A 19,851-nucleotide genomic window follows, 5' to 3' on the forward strand; every position below is an offset into this window, starting at 1 on the left:
AAATGCAAATATATTTATAATTTATTACTGTATATTTAGATAATTTTGCAGTTTTTTTGATAGAACAGCATTATTTGCATTTAAGTTTTCTGTAGATATTATTATATTATTTTCCCTTAGTTTTGAAGTATTTTGTGGACACATTTGAATATGGGAAGGCAGGCGGATATTTTTTAAATATGTTTTATAATCTTTTTCAATTGGTTTTAGTGTAATAATCAGGCGTTTATTTGGTGTATTACGCAAAGATACTGCCATAATCATATCTTTTGGTATAAACAGCTTAGCATGAGTATAATTAGAGTATAAAAATCCAAATTTATCAAATAATATTATGGGGCGGTTTCTTAAAGCCAGATTAATTATTCCATATACAGCTGTAACAGTGCCTAAAATAAATGGAATAATTATATAAATAACTTGTTTATTTGTAGAAATAAAAGAAATACTAGTGATAAGCAAAATTAATCCAAAAATTATATAGGAAAAAGCCCGCAAAACAGAAGGATATACAGCAATAATATCACTACTTTGCTTATTCAATTCCACTTAAAGCACTCCTTTTTCTAAATATTCTTCCTGAAATTTATTAAATAGGTCTAATATTTCACGCCTGTGGGCACTAAGAGTATCTGTTTGAATAATATAAGGGGTGCCGTAAAGTTTAATATTATGCTGCATAAATTTATATATCAGTTTATTAGTTTGTGTTTCTAGAACATTTTCTGGATTGTTTACCATAACAGCTATATAATGGTTTCTTTTTTCTCTGATTTCATTAAATCCTGTAATATCATCCCATAAAATCTGCTCTGAAGCACCTACTAATGGTGCTATTACTATAAATTTATCATTAATAGTAATAACTGTTTTTTTAAACAATACCATTTTTAAAGCTATTAATGCAGCACCCGCAAAGCCTGTAAGCAATATATAGCCAACAACTCTATATCCGCTTTTTAGAAAATATATACTCATAAGTGCAAAAAGAAAAGCAGCTAATACATAATAAAACGACTTCATCTCATTTTTATATATTTCATAAGAGCCATCAGGCAAAGGTTTTATATGAGATTTAATTTTATTTTCATTATCATTTTTATTATTGCTGCTTATCATATTTATGCCTTTATATTATTTCTATATTTTCTATTTGTATTAAATATTTAGGAACATCCTGCATATATCCAAAAGAACCAGTTGGGACTGTTGCTATTTTATCAACAACATCCATTCCATCAGTAACTTTACCAAAAACAGTATAACCATAACCTGTAACATCAGGTGAGCGAAAGTTTAAAAAATTGTTATCTACAAGGTTAATAAAAAACTGGCTTGTAGCAGAGTTAGGGTCATTTGTTCTTGCCATAGCAATAGTGCCTCGTGTATTTTTTAAACCATTATCACTTTCTATTTTAATAGGTGCTTGCGTTTCTTTTTGATGCATATTTTCATCAAAGCCACCACCCTGTATCATAAAACCATCTATAACTCTGTGAAAAATTAGACCATTAAAAAAATTACTTTTTACATACAATATAAAGTTTTCAACAGTAACAGGTGCTTTATCTGGATATAATTCAAGTTTTATTTCACCTATATTTGTTTTCATAAGCAGATTAATATTTGTATTATCTTGCTTTTTAGGTGCTGATTTAGCAGTAGTTTTTTTAGCAACGACAGTTTTTTTCACTGTTGTTTTTTTAGCAGTGTTTTTTTTGTTTGTTTTATTTTCTTTCATTATTTAATAACCTTTATACTTTTTATTATTACAGGAGTAAGTGGAACATCTTGATGAAACCCTTTAGAACCAGTTGGGACTGTTGCTATTTTATCAACTACATCCATTCCTTTTGTAACTTTTCCAAATACTGCATACCCATAACCTGCAGTAGTTTTTGCTTTAAAATCAAGAAATGGATTATTAACTAAATTAATAAAAAACTGGCTTGTAGCAGAATTAGGTTCTTGAGTTCTTGCCATAGCAAGTGTGCCCCGTGTATTTTTCAAACCATTATCACTTTCTATTTTAATAGGATTTCTAGTTTCTTTTTCTTTCATATCAGATGTCATTCCACCGCCTTGTATCATAAAGTTTGGAATTACACGGTGAAATACTAAGCCATCATAAAATTTACTATTTACATATTCTACAAAGTTAGTAACTGTAATAGGTGCTTTATCAGCATATAGTTCAGCTTCTATCTGCCCCATAGATGTATCAATTAAAACTTTTGTAGTTTTTGTTTGAGCCTGTGCTGTATAAACACCAGCTGTCATTATAATAGTAAATAGAATAAGAGTAATAAATTTTTTCATATATGTTTCTCCATATTAACCTTTACCAATAGAACGGCATTTTTCGCATACACCAAATAAATTCATATAATGGTTTGTCAGCTTAAATTTATATTTTGCTGCAATCTGCTCTTGCAGTTCTTCTAAGTCTGGGTCATTAAATTCAATATTTTTACCACAAACAACACATATTAAATGGTCATGGTGGGTTTTCCCCATAATAGCCTCATAGTAGCTTTTACCATCACCAAAATGCACTTCACGAACAATACCTGCCTCTATAAGCAGCTTAATAGTGCGATAAATTGTAGCAAGTCCTATATTATTGTCTATTTCTTTTGTAATAGCATACAGTTTATCAATATCAATATGAGAATCATATTTCATAAATTCATCAAATATAATCTGTCTTTGATTTGTAAGCCTAAGTTTTTGTGTAGCAAGAAATGTTTTAAAGTATTCTCTATTTTTATCCAGTTTTTTATTCTGCATATATTACTCCAACTTGATTATATAAAATAAACTAAATTATAAATATTTGCAAAAGTTTTTTTATATTTCTACAAAAATAGGTGCTGATATGATAAAATATTTATATATGACAGTATATTATGGAAAAGTTTTGAATAATTAAAAAAAATGCTTGCAAAAAATAAAATTATTATATATAAATACATTCTCATATATAAGCGCCCATAGCTCAACTGGATAGAGCGTTTGACTACGGATCAAAAGGTTGTGGGTTCGATTCCTGCTGGGCGCGTTACTAAAAGCCTTGATTATTCAAGGCTTTTTTTATTTTTAGAATTCTTGTAATTTCTTCTTACATAATTTTTGGTCTTATTTTGGTATAGTTTTTATTTCTGAAATTTTTCCTAGAATATTTTATCATATCTCTCTGCCAAAGTTTTTGATTACAGATACTACTTTCCCTATAATAGCAACATTATCAGATGTAAAATTATCTATAGTTAATTCTATCGGTTTATATTGAGGATTTTCTGATACTAGAATGACTCCATTAGGTATTTTTTGAAGTTTTTTGACAAGCAGAGTATCATCTATGTGGATAACATATATACCTTCAGTTAAAAACTGTTTCTGGCTTAAATCTATAATTATAAAATCATTATTATCAATTAATGGATACATTGAATCACCAACAGCATTAATAATTGATACATCATTTGAATGTGTTATTTTTATCAGAGTAGAAGGTATTGACATATACTCTACTGTATTTTCATCATATACAAGTGCTCCAGAACCTGCAGCAGCAGATACTTCTTTGAAGTAAGGAAGCTTAATACATTCTGGTATTATTGTTTTTGATGAACCTAGAAACATACTGCCAGTGCCATTTATAAGCCAGTCAGGATTAACATTATATTTATTACGAAGTTTTAATAAGGTAGAGTCTGATACTGGATTTTTACCATATTCATAATTTTGGACCATAATATAACTTATGTCTATATCTTCTGCCATTTTTTTTTGTGATAGATTAAGAGTATATCTTAATTCTTTAAATCTGTTTTTTACACTCATTTTTATACTCCATAAAAAATAATAAAAGTTAATAAAATAATATAAAACTAAATAAAGAATAATGCAACATAAAAATACATAAAAAAACAAACTTGTATTATTTAGTATTATTTTGTATTTTTATGTTGACATACTAAATGGTTTTCTTATAATATGCTTTATAAAATAAAAGTAATAAAAATTAATCAAGTTTTATAAAAAATGTAACATACAAAGAATATTAAAAAAAAATAATAATGGAGGAATAATAATGAGTTTTGAGGAAGTTATTGCTGCAAGTGTTAGTAATGCAGTGGAAAAGGCATTATCAGAAAGTGTAAAGCATATTACAAATCTTGCTGGTGAGAGTGCAAGAAAAAGTAAATATTCACTTGATGATTTACTGACAGAGAAACAAACAGCTGAATATTTGAATGTAGAAGTATCTACCTTACAACAGTGGAGGTTTTATAAAAAATATTTACCATACTGTGTTTTAGGCAATAAAACTATAAGATATAAGTTTAGTGATATTTTAGAGTTTGCTACATCAAATAAAGTGCTGGTAACAAAATAAGGGAGAAATAACATGAATGCATTAAATGAAAAAAACTTGTATTTAATAGAACAGGAAAAAGCTAAATAAGATATTCTTAAAGAAAAAGCTCTGAAAAAATGCAATTTAGATAATATTATTGAATTAATCCAAAACAATGATGCTTTTATAGATATAGTGGAAATACCAGAGCTGAGTTCAAATACAATAAGTGATTATATTGTTATTAAATTTAAAGATTGTAATTACTCATTATATATAACTATGTGTGGTGATATTAAGCTTTGTATGGATATAAATGCAGTAAAGCATGCAAAATATATAGAAGATTATACTCTAATAGATGTTGAAGAAGGCAATGAAAAATTAGTATTGGAACTTTATGACTATATTTTAACTGTACATACTAATAGTAAGCTTGAAGAATTCATAAGTGATAAATATTGTGAATAATGGAGGAAATTATGGCAGATTTTAATAAAGTGATTTTGGCAGGACATCTTACAAAAATTCCAGATGTAAGAACTTTGCAAAATAATATAACAGTTGCATCAAGCGGAATAGCAGTTAATCGTAAATATAAAGATAAAGAAGAAGTTATGTTTATAGATATCGTTGTATATGGAAAACTGGCAGAAACATTTGGTCAATATACTGCTAAAGGTTCAGCAGTGCTTATTGAAGGCAGATTATCTTTTAGACAATGGGAGCAGGATGGGCAAAAACGCAGCAAGCATGAAGTTATTGTTGAATCGTTACGGCTACTTGGTAATAAACTTGCTGATAATAATACTACTGCTGATAAAAAACAAACAAATACAGCAGAAAAAGAGGAAAGAGTTATTACAGATGAGGATGTTCCATTTTAAATCAGGGTTTAAATAGACCCTGATATGTATCAAGATTAGGAAAAGAACTGCAAGGTAAATATATGATTATTGAAATAAAAGATAAAAATAAATCAAGGTCAGAAAGAAATAGTCAAAATGATTTAAAAATATTGAAAAAATATAAAACTAGTAAACAAGAAAAAATACATATCAAAGATAATATTCATGTAATAATCTTTAAATAAACATAAGGTGCAGTTATGACAAAATTATTGGGTTTTAACAGTAGAATAACTGAGTTTATAGGTCTTATAAATAACAAACGATATAAAGATAAATTGATTGTTGCAACTTATCTTTATCTTTATGAAGATTTAGAACCAGATTTGAAAGGGACCTATCTTGTATTATGGGATATGATAAAAAACATCATTTTTCAAGACCAGAAAAATAATGAACTTAAAGAAATAAAAGAAGATAGTAGTTTAATTGATGGAGAAAATGGTAAAATCTAAAAACGATTGCGAAAAAGTGAATAAATAAAAAAGTGGTTGTTAAAACTCTTTAAATAAAATAATATTTTTTAGCCAAAAAATAGAGTAAGAGAGGTAACAACCACAAATGGATACTACACCAAAAAATCGTAAAAATAAACACTTAAATGCATTTGAGTGTTATAAATTAGAAGGTCTGTTGAAATCCAAAGTTAGTGTGTTGGAAATAGCGTAGATATTATGCAGGTCTAAAAGCACGATATACCGAGAAATAAAGCGAGGGACAGTGGAATTTCTCAACAGTGACTTGAGTGTAAGGAAAGAATATAGTGCATACTATTCTCTAAATATAAGGCAAGGTTTAATGAGTAAAACAGGTAGGAAATTACAATATAACATTGAATATGGCTTATTAGACTATATACAGAGTAAGTTAGATGAGAAGTATTCCCCAGATGTTATATCTGGAGAGTTAAGGCATCAGTGTATATCAACAATAAGTACCCAAACAATATATAACTATATATCATTAGGACTATTAGAAAGTATAGAATATAGAAAATATACTAAACAATGTAAAAGTAATCCACGAACAGCCTATAATAATACACGCGGCAGAAGTATAGACGAACGACCATTTGAACTGAAAGAGCGACTATATGGCAATTGGGAGATGGATACAGTGGTGGGCAAACAAGGCAGTAAATCAGCCTTACTGGTGCTTACAGAACGAGTATCACGGTTTGAAATAATAATCAAATTAAGAAATAAAACACAGAAAAGTATAATAGCAGCATTAGATAAGTTAGAAAGAAAGTATAAAGATAAATTCAGCTTAATATTTAAGAGCATAACAGTAGATAATGGTGTAGAATTTTTAGATATGGCAGGTTTAGAAAAATCAGTGTATGATAAAGTATCTAAACGAACAACTATTTATTATGCTCACCCTTATTGCTCTTGGGAGAGGGGAAGTAATGAGAATAATAATAAACTTATAAGGAAATTTATTAAAAAGAAAACTGATATTAAAAACTTTTCAGCTGCTTATATTAAAAAAATACAAGACTGGATGAATAATTATCCTAGAAAATTATTTAATTATAAATCGGCTAATGATATATTTTATGAGAACTTAAACAACTGCTTAAAATGTTGCAATCGTTTTTAGATTTTACAAATTTATTGCATATAGGTATTGATTATTGAATAAAAAATATGTATAAAATAAAATCAGCTTATATTTTACTGATGCTGGAATAATACAAATATCAGATATTTATTTATATATTCAATTATATTTTATAGTGGAATATATAGATAAAATAAACATTGTATTATAAACGATATTTGTTTAGAGGGAATAATGAATACTGAACAAGCATCTTTGGGATTGTTTTTAACTAAATTTAGGAAACAGTGTTTTTTGTCAACTACTGATGTTGCTAATATCTTAGGAGTTAATGAGAAATTAATAAGACAATGGGAACATAATAAAAGTAAGCCTTCAGAGTATCAGAAAGATTTCTTATCGTATCTTTATAAAATGCCTACAGAATTTTTTACATGTGATTATAGTGATGTAACAAAATTTAATGTTAGTGCTAGAATGGCAGTTGCTGATACTGAATGTTTTAGTAATTTGTCAGATGTTGATAAATTTTATTATATGAATAAAGCTTTAAGTTGTTATTCATTGTTACAGGAAGTATCTTCTAACCAAAGTGAAAAAAAAATAGAAAATGCAGAGAATAATCAAGGAATACCTATTTTCAATCAAGAATATGCCGATATGTTAAATCATGAGTTTTTACCAACTATGGCTAGTCATATTAGAGAAACTTTTTTTGGTAAAAAAACTGGTGTTTTAAGTGATGATTTATTAGAATTTATCATGGATAAACTAGGTTTTGTTTCTTTTGCAGACTTACCTGAAAATGTAAATGGATTAGCATTTTATTCTATTAATGATGAAAAAATATTTATATATATTAATCAAAAAGATAGTTATATCAAACAAACATTTACACTATTACATGAATTGGGTCATATTATATTCCATTCTAATAAAAGTGCAACTTTACCAGAAGAAGAAGATCTAGTTAATTATTTTGCTAATTTAATTTTACTTCCACAAGATGATATGCGTGAATATTTTGGTAAAATAGAGAAGAATAACTTTTGTGTAGAAGATTGGATAGAAACTATCAAACAAGTATCTCAGAAATATAATGCATCATATAAAACTATTTTATACTCATTAAACCATTTGGGTTTAATTAATGGTAATAAAATCAATGATTATGCAAATGATATTATTAACAAGCTTTTTTTAGGACACGCTTTTTCTACAAAAGCTGGGTTAGAGGTAAATCAATTATTAAATAGTGCAATAGTTGATATGATAAATGATGGTGATATAGCAAAAGATAAAGCTTTAATGCTTATGAATAATAATATAATTTTTGAGCAATAAATACATGAGATATGTATTTTATTCAGAAACTTTATTGTTTTGTATAGATTTGAGAATACAAAAGTTACTATATTCTCTTTGTAGTCCTTATATTATAAGAGAAACTTTTTTACGCTTAACAAATAGTGATATACTAAGAATAAATGCTGTTCATTGTAAAATAGGTAAGTTTGATAAATTTGTACTAAACTATTTTGGAGTTAATTCTAGAAATATTTTGTCTGATAGTGATAAATTGAGTGAAAGATATTATAATGATATAAAGAATGCTATGAATTCAAACTATAAACAAGTATCAAACTCAAAAGAGTTAGCAACATTACATGTTATTGTGCCTCAATATGAGAACTTAGTGAAAGTAGTTGTTCCGCATAAAAGAGATTTAGGAGCAATTAGTAATTATAGAGTTACAATATTTGCATTACTTAAACAATTATATCAAGATGGTAAGATAGACATATCTACTCTCACTAGTATTATGAAATGTTTTGTATTTAGTCAGAAGAAAATTAACAGTTACTTTGGTGATTTTAATTATGATACAGATTGTAAAGAATTATTAAGCATTACAAAGGTTAGAATTCTCTAATATATATGTTTGTATTTTATACTACATTCTGAATCACTTTTAGAAATTTAATTACTTCACTTAACATTCCATAGTCATTAATAAATAAAATGATTATGGAGGATTAATTATAAGGTAGATTAAAATAAATAAAAATAGATAAAAGTTTATAAAAAAATATTTGCAAATAAAATGCTTTTGTGATATTGATATTCAATTATCCTTAATTATATGGGGCAGTTGTTATGTTAAGACAATCAGATATTGACCCAACTATGTTTGATGAAGCTTTAGAATATTTAAAGTCAGTTGCATCAAATAATGAATAAAGCAACCATCTTTTAGTTTCAGGCTCTAGTAAAGGTAGTGTTGCTGATTTATACATGTCAACAGATGAAAAGATTGTAAAAATTAATCATGATATTAATAATCATATAGCAGGTATAAAATAATTCATATAAGGGGAAATTTATGGAATCTGATGAAAAAAAGAAATTGTTGTTAGAAGCAAGAAAGGCTTTATATGAGATTGCAGATAACGAAGATAATACTTGTCTATATGTGTTTAATAGAGGGAAAGGGAGTATTGCTCTTCCTAAAACAAGCATTGATACAAGAATGCTTGAACTTGATAAGGGTATTCGTGAGGATATAAAACGAAATCATGCCGTATGATAACAATGTAATAGTGTTGACATATTTACTACAAACATACCACAAATTTATATTTTATGATTCTATTGTTAGTATCATTAATACTCGTGATTTCCGTAGTATAAAGATGTTGTATTTAAAAATTTCTGATGCTCTATTATATATACTGAATAATGGTAAATTCTGCGATAGTGTTATTGAAAAATATAAAAATGGTGCAAATGAGATAATTAATGCTTATCTTGAAAATAAGGAAAATTGTTGTGATGATGAATTAAAAAATAGTATCCAACATGTTTTCAAAAATAAAGCATTAACAGAAGATAGTATACAATCATTGCTTAAGGAAGATGCATTTTTAGATAATTTTCAAAAGTTTGTTATTGCATATTGTCAATTACATCGGTATGCAAATGGGATATTAAGTGATTTACTAACAGAGTTTCATAATGCAATGTCACATATTATCACTGCACTTTTACACAAACACAATTCTAATAATGAAGTATATGTAAGAAACATTGCAAAAGCTGTTAGTCATTTAAAAAGAGGAAAAAAAGATGCTTATAAAATTATTATAAGATGTCTTTATCCTGTTATAGAAAAGTATCCTAATATTAAAAAAGAATTTAGAAAAGAATTTATTATAATTCGCTGTAATGAAATAGATTATTTATCTAACATAGAAAAACATGAAGAAATTGAGAATAGTATCCAAAATATTGCAGAAAAATATTTAGACAAATTAGCAATGGATAGTAATTCGGAAAATAATAAAAATTTTAAAACAATTCTTAAAGATTTTTTTCTATATAAAGAAAGAATATAAGTCTATTTTTATTCTATAATACACCATTATATAATAATATGTAACACTCCATAATTATTAATAAATAAAATGATTATGGAGGTTTTATGAAGCGAATATTCATTTCAACACTATTGATAGTATTATCAATACCAGCCTTTTCGTATGCCCAGTATACAGTATATACATGGGGCTACCAAGATATTATGGTAAGTATGCTTGAAGCAGTGAAGTATTTTATGGGAACAAAGAGCTTTGGTGATATGTTCAAAATAGCCATGCTGCTTAGTATGATTACTGTATTTTTATCCCTTATAAGTGATAAAGGTTTTTCACCAGTGTTAATATTTCAGAAAGTAATACTGGTAATAGCATTACAGACATTTTTAATCTCACCATTTTCTCAAATGAATTTAGATGTAGTAGATGTGTCAGGTAATGGAGCATTAACACCAAATGGAGTAGCAGAGCGTGTGGAAAAAGTGCCGGGAGTAGTTGGTTATCCATTATATGTGCTTTCAAATTTAGAATATGGAGTGAGGGAAGCATTTCGTGCCAGCTTGAATTTCGGCGGTTTACGGGCAGGGGCTCAGTATTTAGATGGTATGTCTATTATTACTGCATTAAATTTATACCAGTCAACAACTAATGTCAGGATAAATAATCCAGATTTTACAAGGTCATACCAGTCTTTTGTAGAGAACTGTGTTCTTCCAGATATGGTTTCAGGGTATTTAGATGTTCGTGCAGTAGCAACAAGCACGAATTTATGGCAGTTATTTGGTCAGGACCTGCATAAAGCCAGAATAGGCAGTTTTTATATGGATTATTCTCAAGAATGGGGTCCAGATGGCAAGATATTGACCTGTGATAAGTTGTATCATGCGATAGATAATCAGTTTGCAACAGTATCAGCAGCGGCAGCAAATCAGTTAAAGGCAGGTTTAGGTTTATCTGCAGGTATCCAGTTAGACAGGATGATAGGTGCAGTTAATACTGCAATAGTTGGTTTTCAGCAAAATCAGTCAAATGTATTGACTAATTCTATGGCCATAAATACATTTAATGATTCGTATGAGAATATAGCAAATGGCATGGGGTTAGATACTACTGGTTTAGCCTATTCAATGGCAAAAGCACAGGAGACAGCCAGAATGAATGCCAGTATGCAGGGTATAATGGCAAAGAAATATATGCCGATAGCAAAAGGATATTTGACAGTTATTTTTGTTGCAGTAATTCCATTGATAATAATTATAGCATTAGTAACAAGTAATTTCCAAAAGCCATTTGCGATGATATTTGGTTTATTGATAGCACTTGCCTTATGGAATGTAGGAGACCAGTTATTAGATTTTATAATAATAGTAAGGACTAAGGCGTTGTTTGCATTAAGTGGTATGAATGGCTATAATATGGAAAGTCAGCCATTTATAAATTCTGTAATAACTGATACCTTATCGCTGTCTCTTGGTATGTATTGGATGATACCAACTTTAGCATTCAGTATAGCAACCTTAAGCGGTTATGGAGCAGCAAGTATGATGGGCAGCATAGCAGGCACAGCAACAGCAGGTGTGTCAAGTGCAACAGCAGAGGCAGCCAGTGGCAGTATGAGTGTTGGTAATATCCGTATGAATAATGTTAATATGAACAAGTATGATGCAGCTCAGACAATGAATGCAGGCACATCTAGCAAGTTAAGTATGGACCATCAGCAGACGGCAAGCAACCAAAGCAGTGTGAGAACTGGTACAGAGATTTCAAATAAAGATATAGATGAGAATGTTCATAAGGGTTCAACCTGGATAACAGACAGCCAGACAGGTAAAACTTATGAAGTTAATGGCACCTTTGACCAGACATCAGGTGGGTGGACAGGAAGCGGCACAATAAATGAATATGATAAGAATGGTAATTTTGTAGGCAGTTATAAAGGTGAAATCTCTGGCACAGGTAATATGTCAGATTATCAAAAAGATGTAGTGCAGGGCGGACAGGGTGGTCGTGAAAATGCCTTTCAAGCATCATCAGTTGTATCAACTAACTTAGATGCCAGCAATGTTAAAACTGAAAACACTAAATACGAAAATATGGATACAGTGAATGTTGGCAATTCTGGTTCAATGTCTGGTGATAATATTATGGTCAATGGAGAAAGTGTCAGTGGTAAAGTAAGCTGGAATGGAGATACAGCAACTATTGAAGGCACAAAAGATGGTATGAAATATACAGCGACAGTAGAGAATGCATCAATAGGCTTTGGTAAGAATGGTATGTCAGTAACAGGTGATATAGTTAAGAGCAATTCAGAAGGTGGAAACAGCACAAATATTAATAATGCTACAACTATTTCTGGAGGCACAAAACTTGCTCTTGGCGATGAAGTAAATGGCTATACAGGTGGTCTTGAAATAGTTAATCAAGGTTTGTCTAAATTTGGTGCCAATGAAGGATTGATGAAAGAAGCATTTGTGGATAATATGACCAAATATCAAGACAGTATATTACAAAGAGGTGGTAAAGACCAAATTTCAGAACAACAAGCACTCGATGCTATGGGTAAATTTGAAGCATCAGCTGGTTTTAAAGCACTTGGTAATGGAGCTAGTATAGGGTTTAATGCTGCACTAAAAGCATCTGTTGACCACAGCTCTGGTCAGGTTGATACTGCAAACCTTAACAGACTTATGAATGAAAATATTATGAACCAGCTTGATGCTGATGCGAAAGCTAATAACTGGACAGCAGAACAGTATGATAAAGCAGCACAAGAACGATTTAGAGCATATAATGACTTCTTAAAAAATGAGCTAGGTGGTCAAGTATATGGTCCAGGCAATGCTATGAACGAAGCATTAGACGGAGCTAAAAATATGTTTGGCTCTGCAGCTAATGCAGCTGGAAAAGCAGCTGACAAAATAGATGAAATGGGGGAAAAGCATATGAATAAAGTTTTGAAATAAAATTGCATAACCTTATAAATAAATAGCCGACTGTAAAAAACTCGGCTATTTTTCTATTGATTTATTACTATTTTTTATTTATATATCTATTATTCTATAAATAGAGTGTTTATATGGAAACTAATATTAAAAATGAAACTGGATAGTATGAATAAAAAAAATCAATATAAATTTTTATATGATGTGCTTGGTAATAGTATTATTGTTGAGAATTTAATAAATGAAGATTGTTCTGAAAATAATCAAAAAGGTAATATTTTAATTAATCCAAAAAAAGAGCAATATTTAAAGTTTACTTTTTTTAATAATTTTAGAGATAATAGCAAAGACAATATTGTTACTCTTTATTTTAAATCAAGAATAATAAAAGATGATCCAGAAGGTGATTCAAAAAAAGAAAAAACAAAAATATATATAGATACTGATACACAACATCTTTTAAGGATGTTTAATAAAGATATACAAAATGAAAAAAATAAAAACGATAAAAGTAAAAATAATGGCAGCGAAACAAAAGATAATTCAGAAGAAAATAATAATAGTGTTAATAATATTATTGATGAGGAAGATAGAAAATATATTCTATATAATCTATTCTATGGAAATAAAGATGTATATCTTAAATATCAAAAATCATCATATAATGAAAATGAAGATGATAATGTTAACATTGAAAATATAGATATTGAGCAAATTTCTAATGATTTAAGAGGGTATTCTACACTTAAAGCTAGTAATACAAACAGTTATATAGGAAAGAGTTTTTTCTTTATAATATGTGAAAGAGGATTTGCTGTATATGATATATGGACTGATGTAAGACGATATCATAACATTGCAATATTATTTTTATTAGCTATTGCTTATAATTTAAAAATGGATGATTTTTTAAAAAATGGAGCAGAACTTTACAATAAGCATAGATATGATATTGAAAAAATCATTGAATTACAAGAATCTATTCATGCTTTTAATTTGCAATTCTTTTTTGGAACCCCAGTTAAAATGGATAGACATAGACTTTGTAGTCTTTGGAATATAATAGCAGAAAATTATAATATTAAAACAAAACATGATGAGGTAAATACTCAGGTATTAGAGCTAACTAAGTTATTAGAAAATAGAAAAAGTCAAACATTTAATACCAATATAGCTCTTATTGGTATAATATTGGCTGTTGCACCATTTGTGATAGAAATAACCAAATTCTTTATAAAAGAATCTGATATTGCTGGCAAGTTAATAGTATATTTATCAACTATTATTATTGCAATTATTACACTTATGCGTTCATTTATATGGAGAAAAATAAAAAATATACTAAATATAGTACAAGAGAAGAAATGATATTTTATTTATCATCGCTATGATATATGCTACAAGAATTAATTGTCATAAAAGTTTTTTCTTCATCAAATTTTTTAAATAATTCTTCTTTTGTCATCATTTCAATAGGGGTTCCACGATACTCCACAGCTCTATACCCATACCTTTTTCTAGCGAATACAAGAAAACCAACGAATGCTGCCCCAGTAATAATTAATGGCATATAAGAGTTTATAGCCACACATACGAAAGTAGAAAGCAGTGTAATAAGTAAAAGTCTTGAAGCAATTGTGTTGTATCTATCTTTAGTCATAGCACCACCTTTTTTTACTGCTCTATTTTTCATAACTTTATTAAATATATATATCATAGCAGGTATTACAACTATACAACCAAAAATCCATAAAATAAATGATAACATAATATCATCTCCCATAATTTATTTGATGAACCATCTTCATCATAAAAATAATGTATCACAATATTATAAAAAAGTCAAGCAAAATTTTAAAATAAAGCCATAAAATATCTTTTATTATTAATAAGTTATAAACTTATTAATAATAACTTTTTTCATTTTCCACTATTTTATATAATGGTTATATAGTTTAAATATTTTATACAGCCTTATTTCTTTGCCATAAATACTCTACAAATTGTTCGCTCATAATAAATTCAGGCAAACAACCAATCGTTGTAATTTTAGCTATAAATTCACGATGTTCTATAGGTATTTTTTCTTGATAATAAATAGTTCCATTTTCTTTTATCATAAGAATATTTTCATCAAATAATTTATGATGATTTTCACATAGCCATAAGCCATTATGCCCGTTAATTGCATGATTAAGTTTTTCTTCATAAATCATATTTGCTTCTTTTTTAATGCTAGATACAGACCAAATATGAGCACCTTGTATTAGTTCTGGAATACCACACTCGCATAAAACACATTGTTTAGGACCAATTCTATCAAGAAGATTATATATGTATCTTGGAGACCGTAAACTATCATTATATTTAAAAATTTGTTTTTCAAGTGTTATATCTGTAGGGATAATCTTTATTACTCCCATTTCTTCTATTACTTTTCTACTTATTTCTGGTAATCTTTTTAAATCTTTTTCTATAATTTCATATAAGGTAATTTTCTGATGTTCATGACACAATAAAGATAGTGCATAACATAGCATACTAGATTCGTATTTATTTGCTCCATAAACTTTACCATATATATCAATAGAATTTGCTCCGCTTTTAGTGATATATGTAGAATTATTACCTTTATTTCTTTCGGAATTATTTTTTCTATTAAATATAATATCTTCTATAGATGAAAAAGCTTTAATTTTATGAGTAAGAACATTATCAGCATTTAAAAAATTAAAGCCGATAGTAGCCATCAATCTATACATAAAAATTAAATAATCTGTTTCAAAATTACCAAGTTGAGTATCTAAAAAATAATAATGTAATTTTTTATTTGGATAAGAATTACAAAAAAATATATTAAAAGCTGTAGGAACACTTTGCACACTTGAATTTCTTCCATTTGCTCTATTTTCTGAAAAAGATATATAATGAATTGTGGACTCGTATTGTAATATTGCGAGTCTGCCTTTATTATATGTGTCAGATAAAAATTCGTCTTTATAATCGTTTTCAACAAAATTTAGAGTATAATCATGTTTTCCTGTAATTTTATAACAGACATCAGATAAAACATCATCATTGAGTATATCACTAAAATAAATTCCTGTATTTTTTGATTTCTGTAAATTCTTTTTTATAGTGAAATGTGGTATGTTTCTATATGTCATAATTAACTACCAACACTTCTTTTCGTCTACTGCCAGATATTCCGATAATATCTCCTAATTCAATAAGGTTATAATTATTTTCTTTTATCCATTTTAAAAATTTTTCATTTATATGCCCTTTATGTTGAATGACATATGAAAGCATGAAATAAATATTTCTTTTATTAAGCCTATTGGCAAATTGAAATAATTCATCTTCCAAAACTTCATTCCAGCCCTTAAAACCTCTTTTCCCATCATTATATGAGCTTGTTGTTAAATTGTATGGTGGATCCATATACACAAATGATTGCTTATCAATATGATTTTCTAATTTAATATAATCCTCACTAAAAAATGTAAACTTACCCTCTTTAATCACCCTAGAAAATGAAATCATTTTTTCTAATACTTTATCATTAAACCATCTCATACCTACTGGATTATTAAATTGATGACTTCCATTAAATCTAATTTGTTGTTGGTAACCATAAAGAATAATTGTAAATAATAGTCTAGAGTCGCGTTTATGTTCTGGTAACGAATTATAATAATTCCGTGCTGCAATATATGCTTTGCCGTTCGCTTTTTCTAATCCAAATTTATCTGTAATTTTTTTTATATATAAGAGATATTGATAAGTATCGTAAGTGTAAAACGATTTTATTAAATCTGTAACAAAAAAATTTATATCATTATATATAACATGATTAAATTCACTATTTATCCCCATATTAAAACCGCCACCAAACACATCTATGAATGATGAATTAGCTTTAGATGGTAGGATGCGTTTAATATCTTTCACTATTTTAGCCTTACTTCCTATATAATTTAGTGGAGATTCGTATATAACCTGAGAATAATCCTTTTTTTCTATAAAATATAAATATTCAAAGTGAGAATCTTTATTTTGAGATTTCCAATTTTTATATTGTTTATAAGGTATTTTCTTACAAGTATATGTATCTAGTTTTCCATAACGTTTTAATACAGCTTCAATATAAGTTTTTGACATTAGACCATCATCATTATAGCTAAATATAACATATTTAGCTTTTGTTTTAGCGATAATATGTTCAAATAATATATGAGCTTTATAATTTTTAGACCAATCAGAACGCATTGGGGCAGTGCTTCGAGAGCCTGTAATTTTGCTAATTTCAGGATTATCATTTAAAACAAGTGTCTCTAATAAGTGGTATTGAGTGCCGTATTGATTTTGAGTATAAGGAGGATCTAAATATATTATATCACACTCAACATATTCAATAATATTCTCAATTTTATCGTTGTATTGGAAAATTGTTTTAACTTTTTCATTAATAAATGGAACATTTATAAATTCTATTGCCTTTAAAGCTCGTTTATCCCATGATTTTAAGTAAGCCCCATAAACCCCAGCTGTATTTGATACTTTAGAAACAGACTCTATGAGACTTGCCATTAAATAACAATACTCATCATAAGTTAATAAATTTTGTGTTTTCCATTGTTCTATTTGAAATCTAAAAAAATCTATTCTTCCTGCATTTTCAGGAGTAAAATACATTCTTTGAGTTCTAGTTGGTGCATAGTTATTATAAAAATATCCCTCAATCATTCTATTATGTGAATTTAAATAATCAAAAGGATTAAATCCAAGTATATTAAAATTACATTTAGAAGCACAAATACGACCTCTAGAATATATGACAGACCAATTTAAATTATCATTAATTATTATATTGTAATACTTTTTAAAATAATCTGAAACAGAGTATATTAAAATTACATTTAGAAGCACAAATACGACCTCTAGAATATATGACAGACCAATTTAAATTATCATTAATTATTATATTGTAATACTTTTTAAAATAATCTGAAACAGAACCAGAACCAGCAAAGGCATCAAAAAAAGTTAATTGTTTATAAAGTAATCCTTTATTTTGTAAAAGAGCCTCAATATCATTTAAAATAGACTCTTTATTTCCTAAAAAACGCATAATTTAATTTACCTAAACTAATTTTTATAGATAATAAAATACGAATATATATTCTATTAGATTTTTTCAAAAAAGTAAAGCAATATTATCTAACGAATAAAAAAAGACCACCACTATACATAGCTCACTAGTAAAGCTCAGTAAGGATGGTCAAAATCTATATCTTGAGTTATACCTCATAAGACAAGTTCCAGTATATTGACTAGCTCACCCGATACCTTCTTATACAAGTGCAACTACTCCAGTATTTTATAGTTAGAATGACATTCTATAATATAATAATTGTCAAGAAAAATAATTTACTTGCAATTAAATATAAACAGTATATATTAAAAATATATTCTTTCACTTCTATATGAAGTACCCTGCCAATGCAGGCTCAAGGAACTCTATGGAGTTACCACTATTTATTACCTATACATTTAAGTTTCAAATATACAGTCTAAATGTGTTTATACCCACAATATTAAAAAATATAAAACATTAGGAGGTTGAGTTATGTATTCACAGGCTCAGTTAGAATCTTTTTTTGGCAGTAATTATGATGCTAGCACATTACCTATAGCATTTACACATAATGGGATAATGGCAATTATTCCTTTTTTAGTTATTATAGGATTAATGTTTATAATAATTCATTATCAAAATAATAAACAAGCTAGGAAAGAATTATTAACAGTTGTTTCAACTGCAAGCAATATAATTAATACAGACAGCACACCTAATCAGATAGTCAGTAATGCTGTTAATATATCTGAAATTTTAGATATAGAAGAATATGCAGAGCAGTCATTTTATTCTGCAGAAAATGTTACTGCGATAGATATTAACACAATGAATGATACAGCCATTCAATCATTAATATATGCATTAGAAAATAATGTAAAATAAGGAGAAAGAAAATGCAAGGTCAAATATTAAAAGAAAACTTTAAAATTACAAGAGATAAAATAGAAAAAAGCATATCAGAAAAGAAACAGCTGATAGGTTTATCAGTCAGCAGCTTAAAGGATATAGCAGCTCTTGTAAAGCATAATATGCAGGCATACAGCACAGTATATCCTGCATTACAGAATATGAAGATAGAGAGATTAGGTCTCTATTATTCCAAAGAAGATGGCTTAATATGCTATGTATTTTCAATTAAGAATATACTTGATAATACAGAAGATTATTTATTTTTCCATTATGACTGGGAAGAAAAATTTGATTATAAGTCATACTATCTTACATCAAATACAGATAATGTTAAAAATTTATATCTTACTTATGCAGTATTAAACAGCATAAGTGAAAGAGAAATTGACGCAATGGGTAAAAATTTAGTAGCTGAGGCAGCGAAAGTAAATCCATTAGTCAGAAAACTTAAAGAGCTGCAGGGACAGCTTGGTGGAAAGACTAAAACCACCAGCTATCATAAAACAGCTTAATATTATTTCAGCTCCCACTAGGGAGCTTTATTTGTGTAATATTATTCATAATGACCTTTGCAACAAATGATATATAATTTTTATTTTCAACTTTATATATCGTAGTTTAAAAGTATTTCCTGCCAATTAAT

At 27.9% G+C, this 19,851-nt stretch carries 23 protein-coding genes and 1 tRNA gene; 14 read left to right on the forward strand and 10 right to left on the reverse strand.

Annotation, left to right across the window (positions count from 1 at the left end; genetic code table 11):
- Nucleotides 1-24: 24 nt before the first annotated feature.
- The 5 genes from N508_RS00090 to N508_RS00110 form a co-directional block, all read right to left on the reverse strand.
- The gene (locus N508_RS00090) at nt 25-549 is read right to left on the reverse strand and encodes a hypothetical protein (protein WP_023276786.1); all 525 of its coding nucleotides are present in this window, start codon (nt 547-549) and stop codon (nt 25-27) included.
- Nucleotides 550-1,119, reverse strand: a complete 570-nt coding sequence (locus N508_RS00095; RefSeq protein ID WP_023276785.1) for an STM3941 family protein — start codon at nt 1,117-1,119, stop codon at nt 550-552.
- Between the two features lie 10 nt (nt 1,120-1,129).
- A complete protein-coding gene (locus tag N508_RS00100; RefSeq protein ID WP_040637371.1) occupies nt 1,130-1,612 on the reverse strand; it encodes a peptidylprolyl isomerase in 483 nt (160 codons plus the stop codon).
- A 128-nt stretch (nt 1,613-1,740) separates the two neighbouring features.
- Nucleotides 1,741-2,319, reverse strand: coding sequence for a peptidylprolyl isomerase (locus N508_RS00105; RefSeq protein ID WP_023276783.1), 579 nt, complete (start codon nt 2,317-2,319; stop codon nt 1,741-1,743).
- A 15-nt stretch (nt 2,320-2,334) separates the two neighbouring features.
- Nucleotides 2,335-2,790: a Fur family transcriptional regulator gene (locus N508_RS00110; RefSeq protein WP_023276782.1), complete on the reverse strand. Its 456-nt coding sequence runs from the start codon at nt 2,788-2,790 to the stop codon at nt 2,335-2,337.
- 197 nt (nt 2,791-2,987) lie between these two features.
- Here N508_RS00110 and N508_RS00115 point away from each other — a divergent pair.
- Nucleotides 2,988-3,061 (forward strand) — tRNA-Arg (locus N508_RS00115).
- Between the two features lie 125 nt (nt 3,062-3,186).
- Here N508_RS00115 and N508_RS00120 read toward each other — a convergent pair.
- Entirely contained in the window at nt 3,187-3,846 is a 660-nt protein-coding gene (locus tag N508_RS00120; RefSeq protein ID WP_023276781.1) for an XRE family transcriptional regulator, read from the reverse strand.
- A 250-nt stretch (nt 3,847-4,096) separates the two neighbouring features.
- Here N508_RS00120 and N508_RS00125 point away from each other — a divergent pair, with 250 nt between their 5' ends.
- From N508_RS00125 to N508_RS00175, 11 genes are all read left to right on the forward strand, one after another.
- A complete protein-coding gene (locus tag N508_RS00125; protein ID WP_023276780.1) occupies nt 4,097-4,402 on the forward strand; it encodes a helix-turn-helix domain-containing protein in 306 nt (101 codons plus the stop codon).
- A 267-nt stretch (nt 4,403-4,669) separates the two neighbouring features.
- On the forward strand, nt 4,670-4,834 hold the full coding sequence (locus N508_RS00130) for a hypothetical protein (protein ID WP_155944399.1): 165 nt from the start codon (nt 4,670-4,672) through the stop codon (nt 4,832-4,834).
- A gap of 11 nt (nt 4,835-4,845) precedes the next feature.
- On the forward strand, nt 4,846-5,250 hold the full coding sequence (ssb, locus tag N508_RS00135; protein WP_023276778.1) for a single-stranded DNA-binding protein: 405 nt from the start codon (nt 4,846-4,848) through the stop codon (nt 5,248-5,250).
- A gap of 221 nt (nt 5,251-5,471) precedes the next feature.
- Entirely contained in the window at nt 5,472-5,726 is a 255-nt protein-coding gene (locus N508_RS00140) for a hypothetical protein (RefSeq protein WP_023276776.1), read from the forward strand.
- Between the two features lie 265 nt (nt 5,727-5,991).
- Nucleotides 5,992-6,876: an IS30 family transposase gene (locus tag N508_RS00145; RefSeq protein WP_179077821.1), complete on the forward strand. Its 885-nt coding sequence runs from the start codon at nt 5,992-5,994 to the stop codon at nt 6,874-6,876.
- Between the two features lie 195 nt (nt 6,877-7,071).
- Nucleotides 7,072-8,181, forward strand: coding sequence for an XRE family transcriptional regulator (locus N508_RS00150; protein ID WP_023276775.1), 1,110 nt, complete (start codon nt 7,072-7,074; stop codon nt 8,179-8,181).
- Nucleotides 8,182-8,185: 4 nt separating this feature from the next.
- Nucleotides 8,186-8,770 (forward strand): hypothetical protein, encoded by a 585-nt coding sequence (locus N508_RS00155; RefSeq protein WP_023276774.1) that lies wholly within the window; start codon nt 8,186-8,188, stop codon nt 8,768-8,770.
- A 450-nt stretch (nt 8,771-9,220) separates the two neighbouring features.
- Nucleotides 9,221-9,424 (forward strand): hypothetical protein, encoded by a 204-nt coding sequence (locus tag N508_RS00160; protein ID WP_023276773.1) that lies wholly within the window; start codon nt 9,221-9,223, stop codon nt 9,422-9,424.
- Between the two features lie 106 nt (nt 9,425-9,530).
- Nucleotides 9,531-10,232 (forward strand): hypothetical protein, encoded by a 702-nt coding sequence (locus tag N508_RS00165; protein ID WP_143815599.1) that lies wholly within the window; start codon nt 9,531-9,533, stop codon nt 10,230-10,232.
- A gap of 86 nt (nt 10,233-10,318) precedes the next feature.
- Entirely contained in the window at nt 10,319-13,177 is a 2,859-nt protein-coding gene (locus N508_RS00170; RefSeq protein ID WP_023276771.1) for a conjugal transfer protein TraG N-terminal domain-containing protein, read from the forward strand.
- Between the two features lie 147 nt (nt 13,178-13,324).
- Nucleotides 13,325-14,524: a hypothetical protein gene (locus N508_RS00175; RefSeq protein WP_040637337.1), complete on the forward strand. Its 1,200-nt coding sequence runs from the start codon at nt 13,325-13,327 to the stop codon at nt 14,522-14,524.
- A 4-nt stretch (nt 14,525-14,528) separates the two neighbouring features.
- On the opposite strand, the gene N508_RS00180 is transcribed toward N508_RS00175, so the two are convergent.
- From N508_RS00180 to N508_RS00195, 4 genes are all read right to left on the reverse strand, one after another.
- Complete coding sequence (locus N508_RS00180; protein WP_023276769.1) at nt 14,529-14,924, reverse strand: hypothetical protein; 396 nt, start codon at nt 14,922-14,924, stop codon at nt 14,529-14,531.
- 196 nt (nt 14,925-15,120) lie between these two features.
- Entirely contained in the window at nt 15,121-16,323 is a 1,203-nt protein-coding gene (locus N508_RS00185; protein ID WP_023276768.1) for an HNH endonuclease, read from the reverse strand.
- On the reverse strand, nt 16,313-18,088 hold the full coding sequence (locus N508_RS00190; RefSeq protein ID WP_023276767.1) for a DNA adenine methylase: 1,776 nt from the start codon (nt 18,086-18,088) through the stop codon (nt 16,313-16,315). The genes N508_RS00185 and N508_RS00190 overlap by 11 nt, the downstream gene beginning before the upstream one ends.
- On the reverse strand, nt 18,042-18,290 hold the full coding sequence (locus N508_RS00195; protein ID WP_023276766.1) for a DNA adenine methylase: 249 nt from the start codon (nt 18,288-18,290) through the stop codon (nt 18,042-18,044). Before N508_RS00195 ends, N508_RS00190 begins: the two co-directional genes overlap by 47 nt.
- Nucleotides 18,291-18,788: 498 nt before the next feature.
- Here N508_RS00195 and N508_RS00200 point away from each other — a divergent pair, with 498 nt between their 5' ends.
- The gene (locus N508_RS00200) at nt 18,789-19,181 is read left to right on the forward strand and encodes a hypothetical protein (protein WP_023276765.1); all 393 of its coding nucleotides are present in this window, start codon (nt 18,789-18,791) and stop codon (nt 19,179-19,181) included.
- 11 nt (nt 19,182-19,192) lie between these two features.
- On the forward strand, nt 19,193-19,720 hold the full coding sequence (locus N508_RS00205; protein WP_023276764.1) for a hypothetical protein: 528 nt from the start codon (nt 19,193-19,195) through the stop codon (nt 19,718-19,720).
- Nucleotides 19,721-19,851: the final 131 nt, after the last annotated feature.

The organism is Mucispirillum schaedleri ASF457, from assembly GCF_000487995.2.
Lineage (GTDB): Bacteria > Chrysiogenota > Deferribacteres > Deferribacterales > Mucispirillaceae > Mucispirillum > Mucispirillum schaedleri.